Raw genomic sequence first — 18624 nt, 5'->3', positions numbered from 1 at the left:
CCCGTACCCATGTCCTGGCTGTCCCGATTCAGCCTCGCGCAACGGGCCCTGATAGGCCTCATGTCCATCGTCGCGCTCGCCTTCGGCGCGATCGCGATCCCGCAACTGAAACAGCAGCTGCTGCCCACCATCGAACTCCCGATGGTGTCCGTCCTCGCGCCCTACCAGGGCGCCTCCCCGGACGTCGTGGAGAAGCAGGTCATCGAGCCGATCGAGGACAACCTCGAAGGGGTCGACGGCATCACCGGCGTCACCTCCACGGCCGGCGAGGGCAACGCGCTGATCACGGCGTCCTTCGACTACGGCAACGACACCAAGCAGCTCGTCGCCGACGTCCAGCAGGCCGTCAACCGGGCCCGCGTCCGACTCCCCGACGCCGTGGACCCCCAGGTCGTCGCCGGTTCCACGGACGACATGCCGACCGTCGTCCTCGCGGTCACCTCCGACAAGGACCAGCAGGCGCTCGCCGACCAGCTCGACCGGAGCGTCGTCCCGGCGCTGCGGGACATCGACGGCGTCGGCCAGGTCACCGTCACCGGCGTGCGGGACCTGAGGGTCGCCGTCACCCCGGACGACGCGAAGCTGGCGAAGGCGGGACTGACCACGCAGTCCCTCGCCCTGGCCCTCCAGGCGGGCGGCGCGACCGTCCCGGCCGGCTCCTTCGACGAGGCGGGCGGCAACCGCACGGTCCAGGTCGGCGGCGGCTACACGTCCGTCGCCCAGATCGAGGACCTGCGCATCCCGGGGCTCGCGGGCGGCAAGCCGGTCCGGCTCGGTGACGTGGCCGCGGTACGGCAGCAGGAGGCGCCGGCCGACTCCATCACCCGCACCGACGGCAGGCCGAGCCTCGCCGTGATGGTCACCATGGACCACGACGGCAGCGCGGTCGCCATCTCGGACGCCGTCGACGACAAGCTCGCCGACCTGCGGCGGGACCTCGGCGTGGGCGCCACGATCACCGTCGTCAGCGACAGCGGGCCGGCCGTCGCCAAGGCCATCGAGGGCCTGACCACGGAGGGCGGTCTCGGCCTGCTCTTCGCGGTCCTCGTCATCCTGGTCTTCCTCGCGTCGGTCCGCTCCACCCTGGTGACGGCGGTCAGCATCCCGCTCTCCGTGGTGCTCGCCCTGATCGTCCTGTGGACGCGGGACCTCTCGCTGAACATGCTGACGCTCGGCGCGCTGACCATCGCGATCGGCCGCGTCGTCGACGACTCGATCGTCGTCCTGGAGAACATCAAGCGGCACCTCGGCTACGGCGAGGAGCGGCAGTCCGCGATCCTCACCGCGGTGCGCGAGGTCGCCGGGGCGGTCACCTCCTCCACCCTCACCACGGTCGCCGTGTTCCTGCCGATCGGCCTGGTCGGCGGCATGGTGGGCGCCCTGTTCGGAGCGTTCTCCCTCACCGTGACGGCGGCCCTGCTGGCCTCGCTGCTGGTGTCGCTGACGGTCGTCCCGGTCCTGTCGTACTGGTTCCTGCGGGCCCCCCGCAACACTCCCGAGGACGCCGAGGAAGCCCGCCGCGCGGCGGAGGAGAAGGAGGCGAGGAGCCGCCTCCAGCGCTTCTACGTCCCCGTGCTGCGCTTCGCCACCCGGCGCCGTCTGACCAGCGTGGCGATCGCGGTCGTCGTCCTGATCGTCACCTTCGCCATGGCACCGCTGCTCAAGACCAACTTCTTCGACCAGGGCGAGCAGCAGGTCCTGACGGTCAAGCAGGAACTGAAGCCGGGCACCAGCCTCGCGGCGACCGACGCCCAGGCGAAGAAGGTCGAGCAGCTGCTCGCCGGCACCGAGGGAGTCAAGGACTATCAGGTCACCGTCGGCTCCTCCGGCTTCATGGCGGCCTTCGGCGGCGGCACCGGCAGCAACCAGGCCTCCTACCAGGTGATGCTGGAGGACTCCGCCTCCTACCAGGACGTCCAGGAGCGGATCGAGGACGGGCTGAAGAAGCTGACCGGCCTCGGCACGACCACCGTCGCCGCCGGTGACGGCTTCGGCAGCCAGGACCTGAGCGTCGTCGTCAAGGCGGCCGACGCGGACGTGCTGCGCACGGCCGCCGAGCAGGTCCGCAAGGCCGTGGCCGGACTCGACGACGTCACGGACGTGACCAGCGACCTCTCGCAGAGCGTGCCGCGCATCTCGGTGAAGGCCGATGCCGGGGCGGCCGCCGCCGGGTTCGACGACCAGAGCCTGGGCGCCGCGGTGGCCCAGGCGGTCAGCGGGACGACGGCCGCCAAGGCGGTCCTGGACGACACCGAGCGCGACGTCGTCATCACCTCGGCGAAGCCCGCCACCACGCTCGCCCAGCTGAAGGCGCTCTCCCTGGGCAAGGTGAAGCTCGGTGACATCGCCACCGTCGACGTGGTCGACGGCCCGGTCTCGACGACCCGCATCGACGGCAGGCGGGCGGCCACCGTCACCGCCAAGCCGACCGGTGACAACACCGGGGCGGTGAGCGCCGACCTCACCTCGAAGCTGGACGCGCTCAAGCTGCCGGCGGGCGCCACGGCCGAGATCGGCGGGGTCTCCCAGGACCAGGACGACGCGTTCAAGAACCTCGGCCTGGCGATGCTCGCGGCGATCGCGATCGTCTTCATGCTGCTGGTCGCGACCTTCCGTTCGCTGGCCCAGCCGCTGATCCTGCTGGTCTCCATCCCCTTCGCGGCGACCGGCGCCATCGGCCTGCTGATCGTCACCGGCACCCCGATGGGCGTCCCCGCGATGATCGGCATGCTGATGCTCATCGGCATCGTGGTGACCAACGCGATCGTGCTGATCGACCTCATCAACCAGTACCGCAAGCAGGGGTACGGCGTGGTCGAGGCCGTCGTCGAGGGCGGCCGGCACCGGCTGCGGCCCATCCTGATGACGGCGCTGGCGACCATCTTCGCCCTGCTCCCGATGGCCCTCGGCGTCACCGGCCAGGGCGGCTTCATCGCCCAGCCGCTGGCGGTGGTCGTGATCGGCGGCCTGATCAGCTCGACGCTGCTCACCCTGCTGCTCGTCCCGACGCTCTACGCGACGCTCGAACTGCGCAAGGAGCGCCGGGCGAAGAAGCGCGCCGCGAAGCCGCGCCCCACGCAACCCGAGAAGACCCCGCAACCGGCCGGGGTCTGACCCACCGCGCCGATCCCCTTCCCCCGGACGGGTTCCCTATCCTGTGAACTCGAACTGCTTTGCGGGGGAAGGGGACCGGGGCGTTGCCGCTGCACAAGGACGACCCGAGGACGCTCGGCGGCTACCGGATCGTGGACCGGATCGGATCCGGCGGCATGGGCGTCGTCTACCTGGGCCGGTCCCGGTCCGGGCGGGAGGCCGCCGTCAAGGTCGTGCACGCCCAGTACGCCGAGGACAAGGTCTTCCGGGCCCGCTTCCGGCAGGAGATCGAGGCCGTCCGCAGGGTGAGCGGGGCGTTCACCGCCCCGGTCGTGGACGCCGACCCGGAGGCGGTCCGGCCCTGGATGGCCACCCAGTACGTGCCGGGCCCCGCGCTCTCCGCCCGTATCCGCGGCACCGGCCCGCTGAAGGGGGCGGAGCTGCGCCGGCTCGCCCTGGGGCTCGTGGAGGCACTGCGGGACATCCACCGGGCCGGGGTCGTGCACCGCGACCTGAAGCCCGCCAACGTCCTGATGGCCGAGGACGGCCCCCGCGTCATCGACTTCGGCATCTCCCGCGCCGCCGAGAACCAGAACCTCACCGAGACCGGGCACATGATCGGCACCCCGCCCTTCATGTCCCCCGAGCAGTTCAAGGACGCCCGCTCGGTCGGCCCCGCCTCGGACGTCTTCTCCCTCGGCGCGCTGGTGGTGTTCGCCGCGACCGGCCGTGGTCCCTTCGACGCCGACAGCCCCTATCTGACGGCGTGGCGGGTGATGAACGAGGAGCCCGCGGTGGACGCGGTCGCCGAACCGCTGCGCGCGGTCCTGACCCGCTGCCTGGCCAAGGACCCCGACGACCGGCCCGGACTCGACGAACTCGCCGAGGATCTCGCGCGGGTGCTGCCCGAACCCGCGGCGGGCGAGGAGACGGTGACGCTGCGGCTGCCGCCCCCGTCCGTGAGCGAGGAACCCGGGCCGCCGGCCGCCCCGTCCCGCCCGGGCCGCCGGCTCCGCCCGCGCCGGGGACAGGTCCTGGCCGGGGTGGCGGGCCTGCTGGCCGTGGCGCTCACCGGCTACTTCCTCCTCGACCCGTTCGCGAGGAGCGAGACGTCGGGCGACTCCGGCAGCAGCGGCGCCGAGGCCTCGATGTGGGAACCGCTGCCGGCCGGCTGGAAGCCCTGGCGGACCTCGGTGTACGGGACCGCCGCGAGCGGGGTGAAGAAGCCCCTGGGCGGCGGGCCGTCGGGGTCCAGCGGCACCTCCCTGTCCTGCGCCATGGGCGAGGGCGCCCTGTACTGCGGCGGCAACGGCACCCTCCCGGTCCGGGTCGACGGCGCGACGGGCCGGCTCGCGTGGCGGGCCCACTCCCTGCCCTCCGGGGTGGCGCAGGAGGCGTACAGCAGCCAGGTCCTGGGGGTGCACGGCGGTGTGCTGCTGGTCTCCCAGACGGTCATCAACGGCTCGGGCGACGACGAGACCACGACGGCCCTCGCCCTGGACACCGCCACCGGGAAGCCGCTGTGGTCGCGCACGATGGACTCGACGAGCAGCGTCGACTCCGCCGTGCTCGGCGATCTGCTGATGGCCCCGGACGGCAACCGGGTGACCGCCCGCCCGCTGAGCGGCGACGGCTCCGCGCGCTGGACGGCGACCCTGCCGGCCGGGAACGGTTACGCCTGCCGGTTCCACCGGGTCGCCGGGCTCCCGTACGCCGGCTGCACCGACGCGGCCAACCCGGGGGAGACCACCCGTAACGTGCTGGTCGCGCTCGATCCGGCCGACGGCTCCACCCGGAAGGTGAAGCTTCCCGACGAGGACCTCGTCCCGGTCGGTGCCCTCGGCCCGGACCTCGTCTTCCTCACGTACGCCGAGCCCGACTCGGGCATCTCCGGGGAGTCGTCGTACGGCGAGGTGGTGCTGATCGACCCGGCGACCGGCGCCGCCCGCAGCAAGAAGCTGCCGGGCGACCCGCGGGGCGAACCGGCGCTGGTGGGCGGCGCGCTCTGCTTCGCCTCGTCCGCCGGGCAGCTGACCGCCCACTCGCCCACGACCGGCGCACGGCTGTGGCAGACCTCGACGACCCTCCAGCAGCCCGGCACGCCCGTCGCCGAAGGGCGGGGACAGGTGGTGTTCGCGGCCAGTGCCTCCGGACGGGTCGCCGCCCTCGACACCGGTACGGGCGCCCTGCTGTGGGAGTCCCCCGCGCGGGCCGGACAGGTCGTCGCGGCCGGATACGCCACGGCGCGCGTGTTCCTCGACCAGGGCGCCCTGGTGGTGCTCAGCCCCGACGGGACCGTCTTCACGCTGGACCCGGATCAACCCGACCAGGAACCGGTGCCGGGATGATCCGGGGCGGCGGCCTGCCGGTTACGGCAGCGCCAGCATGCGCTCCAGGGCCTGCTTGGCGAACGCCTCGGTCTCCCGGTCGACCTGGATCCGGTTGACCAGCTTGCCTTCGGCGAGGGACTCCAGGGTCCACACCAGGTGCGGGAGGTCGATCCGGTTCATCGTCGAGCAGAAGCAGACCGTCTTGTCGAGGAAGACGATCTCCTTGCCCTCGGGCGCGAAACGGTTCGCCAGCCGGCGCACGAGGTTCAGCTCCGTGCCGATGGCCCACTTCGAGCCGGCCGGGGCGGCCTCGAGGGCCTTGATGATGTACTCGGTCGAACCGACGTAGTCCGCCGCCGCCACGACCTCGTGCCGGCACTCGGGGTGCACCAGCACGTTCACCCCGGGGATCCGGGCGCGGACGTCCTCGACCGAGTCCAGGCTGAACCGGCCGTGCACCGAGCAGTGGCCGCGCCACAGGATCATCTTCGCGTCGCGCAGCTGCTCGGCGGTCAGCCCGCCGTTCGGCTTGTGCGGGTTGTACAGGACGCAGTCCTCCAGGGACATGCCCATGTCCCGCACGGCAGTGTTGCGGCCGAGGTGCTGGTCGGGCAGGAAGAGGACCTTCTCGCCCTGCTCGAACGCCCACTCCAGGGCCCGCTGGGCGTTGGACGAGGTGCAGATCGTGCCGCCGTGCCTGCCCGTGAACGCCTTGATGTCCGCGGACGAGTTCATGTACGAGACGGGCACGACCTGCTCGGCTATGCCGGCCTCGGTGAGCACGTCCCAGCACTCGGCGACCTGCTCGGCGGTGGCCATGTCGGCCATCGAGCATCCGGCGGCGAGGTCGGGGAGGACCACCTTCTGGACGTCGGACGTCAGGATGTCCGCGGACTCGGCCATGAAGTGCACACCGCAGAAGACGATGTACTCGGCCTCCGGGCGGGCGGCCGCGTCCTTGGCCAGCTTGAAGGAGTCGCCCGTGACGTCGGCGAACTGGATGACCTCGTCGCGCTGGTAGTGGTGGCCGAGCACGAAGACCTTGTCACCGAGCTTGTCCTTGGCGGCGCGGGCGCGCGCGACCAGGTCCGGGTCCGAGGGCGAGGGCAGGTCGCCGGGGCACTCGACGCCCCGCTCGCTCTTCGGGTCGGCCTCGCGGCCGAGCAGCAACAGGGCGAGCGGAGTCGGCTGTACGTCGAGCTCCGTGGTCTGGGCGGTGGTCACGACACGCACCCTTTCTACTTTTCGTCGATCTGACGCTATCTATCATAACCCGCTTCACGTCACTTTGACGATGGTCATCGTGTCGATGTGACGGGAATCCCCACCGGCCGGCCCGCGGCGCGCGGCCGCCGGTCCGCCACGGGCCGGGAGGCCGCTGTCCGCAGCACCGCGCGTGTGCGAGCATGAAAGACAGGAAGAGGAAAGAAGTGGAGACACGGATCCTCGGCCCGGAATGAATCCGGGGTCCCGGCGGTTGGAAACGTCGGCAAGCAGTCTCCGTACAACCCGGGAGAGATGTAGATGTCCGTATCGGACGAGAAGACCACTGTCAGCGACGGCATCCTCCTGTCCGACGCCGCCGCGGCGAAGGTCAAGGCCCTGCTCGACCAGGAAGGCCGTGACGACCTGGCCCTGCGTGTCGCCGTTCAGCCCGGCGGCTGCTCCGGCCTGCGCTACCAGCTCTTCTTCGACGAGCGTTCGCTCGACGGTGACGTGGTCAAGGACTTCGACGGCGTCAAGGTCGTCACCGACCGCATGAGCGCTCCGTACCTGGGCGGCGCCTCCATCGACTTCGTCGACACCATCGAGAAGCAGGGCTTCACGATCGACAACCCGAACGCGACGGGCTCCTGCGCCTGCGGTGACTCCTTCAACTAGGACAGGCCGCGGACGCTCCGTCCGCACCGCTGAACGACACGAAGGCGGCGGTCCCCTCCGAAGGGGCCGCCGCCTTCGCGTGCGCGCGGCGCGGGCCGCCGCCCGGTGTCAGCGCTGCGGCAGCCGGGCTCCCGCCTTCTCCAGCGGGATCGTGCCGCCGTCCGCCCCGACGACCTCGCGGCCGCCCAGCGGCTTGTCCAGCGTCACGGTCCGCCGGTACTCCTTGGCGATCAGGATGCAGACCTTGTCCGGCCAGGGCGTCTCGGTCACGGTGACCTTCACCTCGTCGCCGCTCGCGGTCGCCGTGGCCTTGTAGTCGGCGCACACCCCGCCGGTGAAGCTCACCGTCAGCTCGTCGCCCTCGGCGGTGTAGCCGTCCACCTGCACGTTCTTCCTGCCTCCGGAGGCGCTCGGCGCGGGGGTGGGCGTCGCGGCGGACTTCAGGTACGCGGGCTCGACGGCCGGCTGCGTCACCGTGTAGCTGTCGGCGGTCCCGGGCGCCTTCACCTCGAACAGCCAGGACGGCACGAGCACCTGCCGGCCGCCCGAGGTGTGCGGGGCGAGCCCGAGCACCGCGTCCTCGACCGTGGCCGTCCGCCCCTCCGGCGCGTCCGTGGACGAACCGCACGGGCTCTCCAGCCGGTTCTTCAGCGGTACCGGAGAGGCGCAGCCGCCGATGCCCATCCGGTGGTCGGTGCCCGGCGCGGCGTTCAGCGCGTCCAGCGCCTCCCGCGCGCTCAGCAGCGGGTAGGTGTCACCCTTCACCGGCGCTTCCAGCTGCCCGTTCCCGCCGACCACCTGGCCCTGGGCGCCGACGCTGACGCCGGTCGTCCAGCCGTAGGTGGGCAGCGCGCCGATCACCGGGTCGGCGTTCACCACCCGCTGGGTCCCCATGACCTGGCTCGCGTCGACCTCGGCGCCGCCCTGTCCGGTCGCCTTCAGCACCGGCGCCGCCGCCTTCTTCGCCACCGCCTCGCTCACCGGGGCGCCGGCCGACGGCACGGACGTCCCGGAACACTTGTCGGTGCCGGACGTGCAGTTGTCGGTGCCGGGCGCGAAGCGGGTGAACGTCCACATCCCCGGCGCCTGCCGGTTGACCCGCAGCACCGGGCCCGAGCCGTCGTTCCCGGCGCCGACCTTCCAGGCGTCGCCGTCGGCCACGGGGGTCCCCTCGACCTGGAGCGCCTCGGCGAGCCGGGCCACCTCGTCCTTCGTCACCTCGCCCTTCGCCCAGTACACGGGCGCCGAGGCGGGGCCGTCGGGGAGCGTGCCCGCGACCGTGTAGGTGACCCCGTAGGGGTTCGGCTCGCCGGGCGCGATGCCGTTCGTGCCGCTCTGGGAGGTGCCCGCGGTGCCGGAGGGGGCCGCGGAGTAGTCGTCCAGGAGGAGTGCGGCGGCCGGGTCGTCCCCGGACGGCGAACCGGCGCCGGCGCCTCCGCCGGAGCCACCGGCCGCGTTCGAGGTCAGCCAGGCGGCGCCACCGCCCACCAGCAGCACGGCGGCCGCGACGGAGGCGACGAGGGCGGGGGAGCGGCGTGGCCGCCGACCGGGCGGACGCTGCCCGCCGGCCACGGCCCCGACGACATGCTCGTCCGCGGCGACGGCCTCTTCGGAGCGGCCGGTGGGCGGGTCCTCCGCCGCCGGCCCCGCAACGCCGGCCTCCGAGCCCGGCGCCGCCGCGCGGTCCCGCGCCGGGGAGGCCTCGGCGGCCGCCGCTCCGGGAGCGCTGTCGGCCCCGACCCCGAAAGCCGCGACCTCGCGAGCGCCACCAGGCTCCGCCCCGCGGGTCCGCGCCTCGCGAGCGTCGCCAGGCTCCGCGCTGCGGGCCTCCGCCCCGGATGCCCCGGCAGGCTCCGCCTCGCGAGCGTCGCCAGGCTCCGCGCCTTGGGTGTCTGTCCCGGAAGCGTTGCCGGGCTCCGCCTCGAGGGTCCGCGCCTCGCGAGCGTCGGCAGGCTCCGCGCTTCGGATCTCCGCCCCGGGAGTCTCGGCAGGCTCCGCTCCGCGGGCACCTGCCTCGGGAGTCTCGGCGGCTTCTGCCCTGGCGGCCTTGGTCTCACGTGCCTCGGGAGTCTCCGTCGCCCTGGGAGCCCCGGTGTGGTCGGCCGGAGTGTGGTCGGCTCCGGCCTCTCGGCTCTCGGCTCCGACCTTCGTCCCTTCGGGCCCGGCGCCGCCGGACCGGGCTGCCCGGCTCTCGGTCGAGTCGCCCTCGGCCGAACGGGCTGCCCGGCCCTCGACGGAGTCGCCCTCGGGTGAGCCGTCGGCGCGCTCGGTCTCTCCGGTACCGGCCGTCACGGCCTCGGACCCGGCGCGCGGGGTCCCGGTCCCGGCCTCGGCCGGACCGGGCCCCTTCCCCGGCTCGCGCGCGGCGTCGTCGTTCTCGGGTCGCTCGGTGTTCACCGCATCGCTCCTTCGGCTGCTGCCCTGCTGTCGTACGCCCCATCCCCTTTACGGGGGACGGCGATGGGACGCGACGGGGGAGCGCACGGTTCCATCCCGAGCGCCGTACCGAAGGAAAACGAAGGAAAACGATGGAAAACGAGGTATTGCTCCGAAGGGTCCTGTTTCAGTTGCCGTACTCGGGCATCGCCTCGAGCAGCCGCGCCGACGTGGCCGGTACCGTCACCCCGTGGATGAGTGAAGGGGAGACCGGACGGGAAGCGATCTTCTCCGGAGCGGCCCAGTGCCGGGCCATCCGGGCGCCGTCACCGCGCAGCGACGCGAGGTCGCCGTCGAGGTCGGCCGGAACGGGGGCGTGGACCTTGAGGTTCGTCATAACCGAACCGTAGGCACGTCGGAGCCCGCGAAGAAAGATCTACTATCGGGTAGTTTCGGCTGCTTCAGTGGCGCGGGTCGACCGGGTAGCGTGAACTGTCAATCCCGCTCCCCACAGGAGAGTCCTCGCCGTGCGCATCGCAGTCACCGGCTCCATCGCAACCGACCACCTCATGACGTTCCCCGGCCGCTTCGCGGACCAGCTCGTCGCGGACCAGCTCCACACGGTCTCGCTCTCCTTCCTGGTCGACAACCTGGACGTGCGCCGGGGTGGTGTCGGCGCGAACATCGCGTTCGGGATGGGACAGCTGGGGAGCCGGCCCGTGCTGGTCGGCGCCGCGGGCGCGGACTTCGACGAGTACCGGGCCTGGCTGGACCGGCACGGTGTCGACACCGGGTCCGTCCGCATCTCCGAGACCCTGCACACGGCCCGCTTCGTGTGCACCACCGACGCCGACCACAACCAGATCGGCTCCTTCTACACCGGCGCGATGAGCGAGGCCCGCCTCATCGAGCTGAAGACGGTCGCCGACCGCGTGGGCGGCCTGGACCTGGTCCTGATCGGCGCCGACGACCCGGAGGCGATGCTCCGCCACACGGAGGAGTGCCGCTCCCGCTCGATCCCCTTCGCGGCCGACTTCTCCCAGCAGATCGCCCGGATGAACGGCGACGAGATCCGGATACTGCTGGAGGGCGCCACGTACCTGTTCTCCAACGAGTACGAGAAGGGCCTCATCGAGTCCAAGACGGGCTGGACGGACGAGGAGATCCTCTCCAAGGTCGGCCACCGCGTCACCACCCTGGGCTCGCGCGGCGTCCGCGTCGAGCGGGCGGGCGAGGACCCGATCGAGGTCGGCTGCCCCGAGGAGGAGGCCAAGGTCGAGCCCACGGGCGTCGGCGACGCCTTCCGCGCCGGCTTCCTGTCCGGCCTGGCCTGGGGCGTCTCGCACGAGCGCGCCGCCCAGATCGGCTGCATGCTCGCCACCCTCGTGATCGAGACGGTCGGCACCCAGGAGTACCAGCTGCGCCGCGCCCACTTCATGGACCGCTTCACCAAGGCCTACGGCGACGACGCCGCCACCGAGGTCCGCAAGCACCTGGCGTGACTCAGGAGAGCCGGCGGACCAGATAGGCCGTGCCCCGGTCCGCCGGCTCCTCACCCACGTACTCCTGCTCCCGCATCTCGCACCACGCGGGAATGTCCAGGCGGGCCGCCTCGTCGTCGGACAGCACCCGCACCGTGCCGCCGACCGGCACGTCCCCGATGACCTTCGCCAGTTCGATGACGGGGATCGGGCACCGCTTGCCCAGGGCGTCGACGACGAGCGCGTCGCCGTGCGCGTCCGCCACCGGGGCCTGCGCCGGCACGGCGGGCGCCCCGAGCTTCTCCCGCACCCCCGCGACCGCGCCGGGCAGCACGGCGAGAAACCTCTCCACGTCCTCCACGGCGGCGCCGGCCGGCAACGAGACCCGCACGTTTCCCTCACTCAGCACCCCCATCGCCCGCAGCACATGGCTGGGCGTCAGCGTGCTGCTGGTGCAGGACGACCCGGAGGAGACGGAGAACCCCTCCCGGTCCAGCTCGTGCAGCAATGCCTCTCCGTCCACGTACAGACAGGAGAAGGTGACGATCCCCGGCAGCCGCCGCTCCGGATCCCCGACCACCTCCACGTCCGGGACGACGGCCCCCACCCGGGCCCGGATCCGCGCGGTCAGCTCACGCAGCCGCACCGCCTCGGCCGCCGCCTGCGACCGCACCGCCCGCAGCGAGGCCGCCGCGGCCACGATCGCCGGGATGTTCTCGAACCCGGCCGCCCGGCCCGACTCCCGCTCGTCCGAGGGCCCCAGCGGCGCGAACCGGACCCCCTTGCGCACGGCGAGCAGACCGACACCCGCGGGCCCGCCCCACTTGTGCGCACTCGCCGTGAGCAGCGACCAGGGCCCTTCGACGCGCGCCCAGCCCAGCGACTGGGCGGCGTCCACCAGCAGCGGCACCCCGGACTCCCGGCAGAGCCCGGCCACGGCCCCCACCGGCTGCTCGGTCCCCACCTCGTGGTTGGCCGACTGGAGACAGGCGAGCGCCGTGTCCGGCCGCAGCGCGTCGGCGTACGACTCGACGGCGACCGCGCCGGTGCGGGTCACCGGCACCCGGTGCACCGTCCCGCCCTCCGCCTCGAACGCCTCGGCCGAATGGAGTACCGAGGAGTGTTCGACGGCTGACACGATCAGGTGACGTCCGACCCGTCGCCGGCCCGCCAGGGCGCCCGCGATCCCGGTGTGCACGGCCCGCGTTCCGGAAGAGGTGAAGACCAGTTCGTCCGGGCGGCAGCCCACCGCGTCGGCCGCCGCCTCCCGGGCGGCGTCGAGCAGCAGCCGGGCCCGCCGCCCCTCCTTGTAGAGGCGTGCGGGGTCGGCCCACCCGTCGTCGAGGGAGGCCGAGAGCGCCTCACGGGCGACGGGGTGCAGGGGCGCGGCGGAAGCGGCGTCGAAGTAGGACACACCTCAACCGTAGAGCGGGGGCCGGTCGTCCAGGGGCGCGGGGAACCGCGCGAACGGCCCCCACCGGCCCGGAGTCGCCACACAACCCGCATTGACGACCTATTAGGCGCCCGTCCCCACCCCTTCGGGGTGACCCGCGGCGCGTATGCCACCCTCCCCGCGAACCCCCGGAGGGCGTCGGCTAGGGTTTGGTCCGCATAAACATCCAAACCCCTGCCCGACGCAGGGCGGCGACCGACCACCGAGAAGGCAGGCCGCAGCCAACCGCGCGGGCGAGACTCTCGGGAAGGCGCTACGTGAGTCCCAACGGCTCCGACCGCTCGCCGCGGCGCCCGATGCGGCGGAAGCTGCTCCAGGCAATGACCGCGGGCCTGGTCCTGGCGACCGCCACCGGTTGCACATACAAGGACTTCCCCCGCCTTGGTATGCCCACCCCGGTCACAGAAGAGGCTCCGCGGATCCTCTCCCTGTGGCAGGGCTCGTGGGCAGCCGCGCTGGCCACCGGCGTGCTGGTGTGGGGCCTGATCCTGTGGAGTGCTTTCTTCCACCGGCGCAGCCGCACAAAGGTCGAAGTTCCTCCGCAGACCCGGTACAACATGCCGATCGAGGCGCTGTACACGGTCGTGCCGATCATCATCGTCTCGGTCCTCTTCTACTTCACGGCCCGTGACGAGTCGAAGCTGCTCAGCCTCGACAAGAAGCCCGACGTCACGGTGAACGTGGTCGGCTTCCAGTGGAGCTGGTGCTTCAACTACATCGAGAACGTCGACGGTTCCACCGGGAACGCGAAGACCGACAAGAACCTGGCCGCCATCCCGGACCGGTTCAAGACGGACTTCCCCGACAACGCCGGCGGCGTCTACACCTGCGGTACTCCCGGTGAGCGGAACCCGCAGACCAACAACCCCGGTCCGACCCTGTGGCTCCCCGAGGGCAAGACGGTCCGCTTCGTCCTCACCTCGCGGGACGTCATCCACTCCTTCTGGGTGGTGCCGTTCCTGATGAAGCAGGACGTCATCCCGGGCCACACCAACTCCTTCCAGGTGACCCCCAACCACGAGGGCACGTTCCTGGGCAAGTGCGCCGAGCTCTGCGGCGTCGACCACTCCCGGATGCTCTTCAACGTGAAGGTCGTCTCCCAGGAGCGCTACGAGCAGCACCTGAAGGACCTCGCCAAGAGTGGGCAGACCGGTTACGTTCCGGCCGGCATCGAGCAAACGAGCCCCGAGAAGAACCGGGAGTCGAACGTCCTGTGAGCATCCTCAACGAACCCCAGGGTGCCTCCGCAGCTGAGGACTCGTACGAGAACGAGCTGCCGGTCAGGCGCAAGCAGCCCGGCAACGTCGTGGTGAAGTGGCTGACGACCACCGACCACAAGACCATCGGTACGTTGTACCTGGTCACGTCGTTCGCGTTCTTCTGCATCGGTGGCGTCATGGCGTTGCTCATGCGCGCCGAGCTCGCCCGGCCGGGCCTGCAGTTCATGTCGAACGAGCAGTTCAACCAGGCGTTCACGATGCACGGCACGATCATGCTGCTGATGTTCGCGACGCCGCTGTTCGCCGGCTTCACGAACTGGATCATGCCGCTCCAGATCGGCGCCCCCGACGTCGCGTTCCCGCGGCTGAACATGTTCGCCTACTGGCTGTACCTGTTCGGCTCGCTGATCGCGGTGGCCGGCTTCCTCACCCCGCAGGGTGCGGCCGACTTCGGCTGGTTCGCCTACGCCCCGCTGTCGGACGCCGTCCGCAGCCCCGGTATCGGCGCCGACATGTGGATCATGGGTCTGGCCTTCTCCGGCTTCGGCACCATCCTCGGCTCGGTCAACTTCATCACCACGATCATCTGCATGCGCGCGCCCGGCATGACGATGTTCCGTATGCCGATCTTCACCTGGAACGTCCTGCTGACCGGTGTCCTGGTCCTGCTGGCCTTCCCGGTCCTGGCGGCCGCGCTGTTCGCCCTGGAGGCGGACCGCAAGTTCGGTGCCCATGTCTTCGACGCGGCCAACGGCGGCGCGTTGCTGTGGCAACACCTCTTCTGGTTCTTCGGCCATCCAGAGGTGTACATCATCGCCTTGCCGTTCTTCGGCATCATCTCCGAAGTGATCCCGGTGTTCTCCCGCAAGCCGATGTTCGGCTACATGGGCCTGATCGCCGCGACCATCTCGATCGCCGGTCTGTCCGTGACCGTGTGGGCGCACCACATGTACGTCACGGGTGGCGTGCTGCTGCCGTTCTTCTCCTTCATGACGTTCCTCATCGCCGTCCCGACGGGTGTGAAGTTCTTCAACTGGATCGGCACGATGTGGAAGGGCTCGCTGTCCTTCGAGACACCGATGCTGTGGGCGACCGGCTTCCTCATCACCTTCACCTTCGGTGGTCTGACCGGCGTCATCCTGGCCTCGCCGCCGATGGACTTCCACGTCTCGGACTCGTACTTCGTGGTGGCGCACTTCCACTACGTCGTCTTCGGCACCGTCGTCTTCGCGATGTTCTCCGGCTTCCACTTCTGGTGGCCGAAGTTCACCGGCAAGATGCTCGACGAGCGCCTCGGCAAGATCACCTTCTGGACGCTGTTCGTCGGCTTCCACGGCACCTTCCTGGTCCAGCACTGGCTGGGTGCCGAGGGCATGCCGCGCCGGTACGCCGACTACCTGGCGGCCGACGGCTTCACCGCCCTGAACACGATCTCCACGATCAGCTCGTTCGTGCTCGGTCTGTCCGTCCTGCCGTTCTTCTACAACGTGTGGAAGACCGCCAAGTACGGCAAGCCGGTCGGTGTCGACGACCCGTGGGGCTACGGCCGCTCCCTGGAGTGGGCGACCTCGTGCCCGCCGCCGCGCCACAACTTCCTCACCCTGCCGCGGATCCGCAGTGAATCCCCGGCGTTCGACCTGCACCACCCCGAGATCGCCGCGCTCGAGCAGCTGGAGCACGCCGGCCACGGTGCCAGTGCCATCTCGGGCAGCAAGGAGGCCGGCAAGTGAAGATCCAGGGCAAGATGTTCGTCTGGCTGAGCGTCTTCGTCCTCGTCATGGCGATCGTCTATGGCGTGTGGTCGAAGGAGCCGGCCGGTACCACGGCCCTCTTCCTGGCCTTCGGCCTGTGCATCATGATCGGCTTCTACCTGGGCTTCACCGCCCGGCGGGTCGACGCGGGCGCGCAGGACAACAAGGAGGCGGACGTCGCGGACGACGCCGGCGAACTGGGCTTCTTCAGCCCGCACAGCTGGCAGCCGCTCGCGCTCGGCATCGGTGGCGCCCTCGCCTTCCTGGGGGTCGCCGTCGGCTGGTGGCTGCTGTACTTCTCCCTCCCGATGGTTCTCATCGGCCTGTGGGGATGGGTCTTCGAGTACTACCGCGGTGAGAACCGCACCCAGTAACACGCGCTGAACACGCGCCGGGCCCGGACACTCCGTCAGGAGCGTCCGGGCTCACGCTTTTGCCGTAACCGCGGTCCGCCGTCCGTGTCACCCAGCGCGCCGCGGCCCACCCGGCTCCCTAGCGTGAAGCCATGAGCCACGAACCCCGCCCTCGCACCGTCGCGGGCTGCACCCTGCTGGTGATCGCCCTGGGCGCGGTAGCAAGCGCCTGCGGCTCGAACGACGACCCGCTCTCCTCGCGTCCCTACGACGCGACGGACCAGATCTCCTTCAACACCTCCGGCGGCGACGGGAAGAAGACCGACCCCGACAAGCCCCTGGAGGTCACCGCGGAGGACGACGACCGCATCACGGACGTCACCGCCGTGGACGGCACAGGCCGCTGGGTGGCGGGCGAACTCGCCGCCGACGGCACCCGGTGGCACAGCACCGAGCCGCTCGCCGCGAACGCCCACTACACGGTCCGCGTGAGCACGGAGGACGACGACGGGGCCCCCGGCCGCCGCGTCCTGACCTTCGACACCGGCAAGCCCACCGCCAAGAAGCGCCTCGCGGTCGAGTTCGGCCCCGACGCGGGCGAGTACGGCGTCGGCCAGCCGGTCACCGCCAAGCTGGACCAGCCGATCAAGGACCCCGCCCAGCGGGCCGTCGTCGAGCGGGCCCTCAAGGTCGACTCGACCCCTTCCGTGCAGGGCGGCTGGCACTGGGTGGACGACAAGGAGCTCCACTACCGCCCCAAGGACTACTGGCCCGCGCACGCCACCGTCCGCGTCCACAGCAACCTGGACGGCATCAAGATCAGCGACCGGCTTTGGGGCGGCCCCGCCAAGGAACTCAAGCTCACGATCGGGGACCGGGTGATCGCCGTCACGGACGCGTCCTCGCACTCCATGACGGTCTTCAAGAACAACGAGGAGATCAACCAGATCCCCGTCACCACCGGCAAGCCCGGCTTCGAGACCCGCAACGGTGTCAAGGTCGTCCTGGGCAAGGAGTACTTCGTACGGATGCGCGGCACCACCGTGGGCATCGCGGAGGGCTCCTCGGACTCCTACGACCTGCCGGTGTACTACGCCACCCGCGTCACCTGGAGCGGCGAGTACGTCCACGCCGCGCCCTGGTCCGTGGGCTCCCAGGGGTACGCCAACGTCAGCCACGGCTGCACCGGCATGAGCACGTCCAACGCGGAGTGGTTCTTCGACAACGTCCGCCAGGGCGACGTCGTCCAGGTCGTCAACAGCGACGGCAACACGATGGAGACCTTCGGCAACGGCTTCGGCGACTGGAACCTGGACTGGAAGAAGTGGACCAAGGGCAGCGCGCTGACCGGCGGGAAGCAGAAGACGGAACAGGACACCTCGAGACTGCGTCCGGCCGCGGTGTAGGACGGCTGGGGACGCGGGGCCGTCCCCACGCCCCCCGCGGGCCCCTAGGCGCTCTGCTGGAGGCTCGCGCGGCGGAGCAGGGACGCCAGGGCCGAGGCCAGCTCCACGGGCTCCACGGGCAGCGTCACGGCCGCGTCGGCGCGGCTCCAGGTCGCGAGCCAGGCGTCCTGGGGCCGGCCGATGAGGAGAAGCACCGGCGGGCACCGGAAGACCTCGTCCTTGATCTGCCGGCACAGTCCCATGCCGCCCATGGGCGCGGCCTCGCCGTCCAGGACGACGACGTCGATCCCGCCCTTGTCCAGCTCACGCACCACCGCCTGCGGCGTCGCGCACTCCACGAACTCCACCACCGGGACGTCCGGCGCGGGCCTGCGTCCGGCCGCGAGGCGTACCTGCTCGCGGGTGTTGGAGTCGTCGCTGTAGACCAGCACCGTGGCGGTCGCCTGCATGCTTCCTCCGTGACATCAGCGTCGTACGGACAGAACCGATGCCGCGGATGCTACCCGCTCCCACACGCCGTCAACACCGCTTGGAACACCACTTCGATGGGCCATACGGGCACTACACAGGGTGCGAACACTCCGAACGGCACCCCCCGGAGTGAGGGCGGGATAAGGGACCGACATAATGTCGGTCGTGGCGACAGCAACGACAGTAGATACCGGGCACGCGCACCCGTCGGTCAATCGGCCGAACCTCACCAGCGTCGGAACCATCATCTGGCTGAGCTCCGAGCTGATGTTCTTCGCGGCCCTCTTCGCGATGTACTTCACCCTGCGATCGGTGACGGGTCCAGATCACTGGAAGGAAATGGCCGAGGCCCTGAACTTCCCGTTCTCGGCCACCAACACCACGATCCTGGTGCTCTCCTCCCTCACCTGCCAGCTCGGCGTCTTCGCCGCCGAGCGCGGTGACGTGAAGAAGCTCAGGATGTGGTTCATCGTCACCTTCATCATGGGTGCGATCTTCATCGGCGGTCAGATCTACGAGTACACGGAGCTGGTGAAGAAGGACGGGCTCTCGCTCTCCTCCGACCCGTACGGCTCGGTGTTCTACCTGACCACCGGCTTCCACGGCATGCACGTGACGGGCGGCCTCATCGCCTTCCTGTTCGTTCTCGGACGCACCTACGCGGCCAAGAGGTTCACCCACGAGCAGGCGACCGCGGCCATCGTCGTGTCCTACTACTGGCACTTCGTCGATGTCGTCTGGATCGGCCTCTTCGCCACGATCTACATGATCAAGTAGCCGGGCACGCTCGCTCCCGCACATCCCAAGCA

Annotated in this window: 14 protein-coding genes; 9 read left to right on the top strand and 5 right to left on the bottom strand. The window is 70.8% G+C overall.

Going from position 1 to position 18624, the window contains the following annotated elements:
* Nucleotides 1-9: 9 nt before the first annotated feature.
* Nucleotides 10-3114, top strand: a complete 3105-nt coding sequence (locus tag Saso_RS00765) for an efflux RND transporter permease subunit (RefSeq protein ID WP_189916947.1) — start codon at nucleotides 10-12, stop codon at nucleotides 3112-3114.
* 83 nt (nucleotides 3115-3197) lie between these two features.
* A complete protein-coding gene (locus Saso_RS00760; RefSeq protein WP_189916945.1) occupies nucleotides 3198-5441 on the top strand; it encodes a protein kinase domain-containing protein in 2244 nt (747 codons plus the stop codon).
* A 21-nt stretch (nucleotides 5442-5462) separates the two neighbouring features.
* Here the strand turns inward: Saso_RS00760 and nadA are convergent, their stop codons facing one another.
* Entirely contained in the window at nucleotides 5463-6647 is a 1185-nt protein-coding gene (gene nadA / locus Saso_RS00755; protein WP_189916943.1) for a quinolinate synthase NadA, read from the bottom strand.
* A 300-nt stretch (nucleotides 6648-6947) separates the two neighbouring features.
* On the opposite strand from nadA, the gene Saso_RS00750 reads away from it, so the two are divergent.
* Complete coding sequence (locus tag Saso_RS00750; protein ID WP_189916941.1) at nucleotides 6948-7304, top strand: HesB/IscA family protein; 357 nt, start codon at nucleotides 6948-6950, stop codon at nucleotides 7302-7304.
* A 108-nt stretch (nucleotides 7305-7412) separates the two neighbouring features.
* Here the strand turns inward: Saso_RS00750 and Saso_RS38890 are convergent, their stop codons facing one another.
* Both Saso_RS38890 and Saso_RS00740 read right to left on the bottom strand, forming a co-directional pair.
* Nucleotides 7413-9701 carry a hypothetical protein gene (locus Saso_RS38890; protein ID WP_307822180.1) on the bottom strand — a complete coding sequence of 763 codons (2289 nt, stop codon included), beginning with the start codon at nucleotides 9699-9701 and terminating at the stop codon, nucleotides 7413-7415.
* 166 nt (nucleotides 9702-9867) lie between these two features.
* Nucleotides 9868-10077 carry a hypothetical protein gene (locus Saso_RS00740; RefSeq protein WP_189916940.1) on the bottom strand — a complete coding sequence of 70 codons (210 nt, stop codon included), beginning with the start codon at nucleotides 10075-10077 and terminating at the stop codon, nucleotides 9868-9870.
* A gap of 130 nt (nucleotides 10078-10207) precedes the next feature.
* Here Saso_RS00740 and Saso_RS00735 point away from each other — a divergent pair, with 130 nt between their 5' ends.
* On the top strand, nucleotides 10208-11182 hold the full coding sequence (locus Saso_RS00735; RefSeq protein ID WP_189916939.1) for a carbohydrate kinase family protein: 975 nt from the start codon (nucleotides 10208-10210) through the stop codon (nucleotides 11180-11182).
* 1 nt (nucleotide 11183) lies between these two features.
* Here Saso_RS00735 and Saso_RS00730 read toward each other — a convergent pair whose 3' ends face one another.
* On the bottom strand, nucleotides 11184-12575 hold the full coding sequence (locus Saso_RS00730) for a cysteine desulfurase/sulfurtransferase TusA family protein (RefSeq protein ID WP_189916938.1): 1392 nt from the start codon (nucleotides 12573-12575) through the stop codon (nucleotides 11184-11186).
* 296 nt (nucleotides 12576-12871) lie between these two features.
* On the opposite strand from Saso_RS00730, the gene ctaC reads away from it, so the two are divergent.
* The 4 genes from ctaC to Saso_RS00710 all read left to right on the top strand — a co-directional run bounded on the left by ctaC (nucleotide 12872) and on the right by Saso_RS00710 (nucleotide 17344).
* The gene (ctaC, locus tag Saso_RS00725) at nucleotides 12872-13831 is read left to right on the top strand and encodes an aa3-type cytochrome oxidase subunit II (RefSeq protein WP_189916937.1); all 960 of its coding nucleotides are present in this window, start codon (nucleotides 12872-12874) and stop codon (nucleotides 13829-13831) included.
* Nucleotides 13828-15564 carry an aa3-type cytochrome oxidase subunit I gene (gene ctaD / locus Saso_RS00720; RefSeq protein WP_189916936.1) on the top strand — a complete coding sequence of 579 codons (1737 nt, stop codon included), beginning with the start codon at nucleotides 13828-13830 and terminating at the stop codon, nucleotides 15562-15564. The genes ctaC and ctaD overlap by 4 nt, the downstream gene beginning before the upstream one ends.
* Nucleotides 15561-15959: a cytochrome c oxidase subunit 4 gene (locus Saso_RS00715; RefSeq protein ID WP_189916933.1), complete on the top strand. Its 399-nt coding sequence runs from the start codon at nucleotides 15561-15563 to the stop codon at nucleotides 15957-15959. The genes ctaD and Saso_RS00715 overlap by 4 nt, the downstream gene beginning before the upstream one ends.
* A gap of 131 nt (nucleotides 15960-16090) precedes the next feature.
* A complete protein-coding gene (locus tag Saso_RS00710) occupies nucleotides 16091-17344 on the top strand; it encodes a L,D-transpeptidase (protein ID WP_189916931.1) in 1254 nt (417 codons plus the stop codon).
* Between the two features lie 44 nt (nucleotides 17345-17388).
* On the opposite strand, the gene Saso_RS00705 is transcribed toward Saso_RS00710, so the two are convergent.
* Nucleotides 17389-17793: a response regulator transcription factor gene (locus Saso_RS00705; protein WP_189916929.1), complete on the bottom strand. Its 405-nt coding sequence runs from the start codon at nucleotides 17791-17793 to the stop codon at nucleotides 17389-17391.
* A gap of 178 nt (nucleotides 17794-17971) precedes the next feature.
* Between Saso_RS00705 and ctaE the strand changes: the two genes are divergently transcribed.
* Complete coding sequence (gene ctaE, locus Saso_RS00700; protein ID WP_189916927.1) at nucleotides 17972-18592, top strand: aa3-type cytochrome oxidase subunit III; 621 nt, start codon at nucleotides 17972-17974, stop codon at nucleotides 18590-18592.
* Nucleotides 18593-18624 lie beyond the last annotated feature (32 nt).

Origin of the sequence: Streptomyces asoensis (genome assembly GCF_016860545.1) — a bacterium.
In the GTDB taxonomy this organism is placed as follows: domain Bacteria; phylum Actinomycetota; class Actinomycetes; order Streptomycetales; family Streptomycetaceae; genus Streptomyces; species Streptomyces asoensis.
Note: the sequence above shows the minus strand (reverse complement) of the source record. Positions and strands in the feature narration are given on the sequence as shown.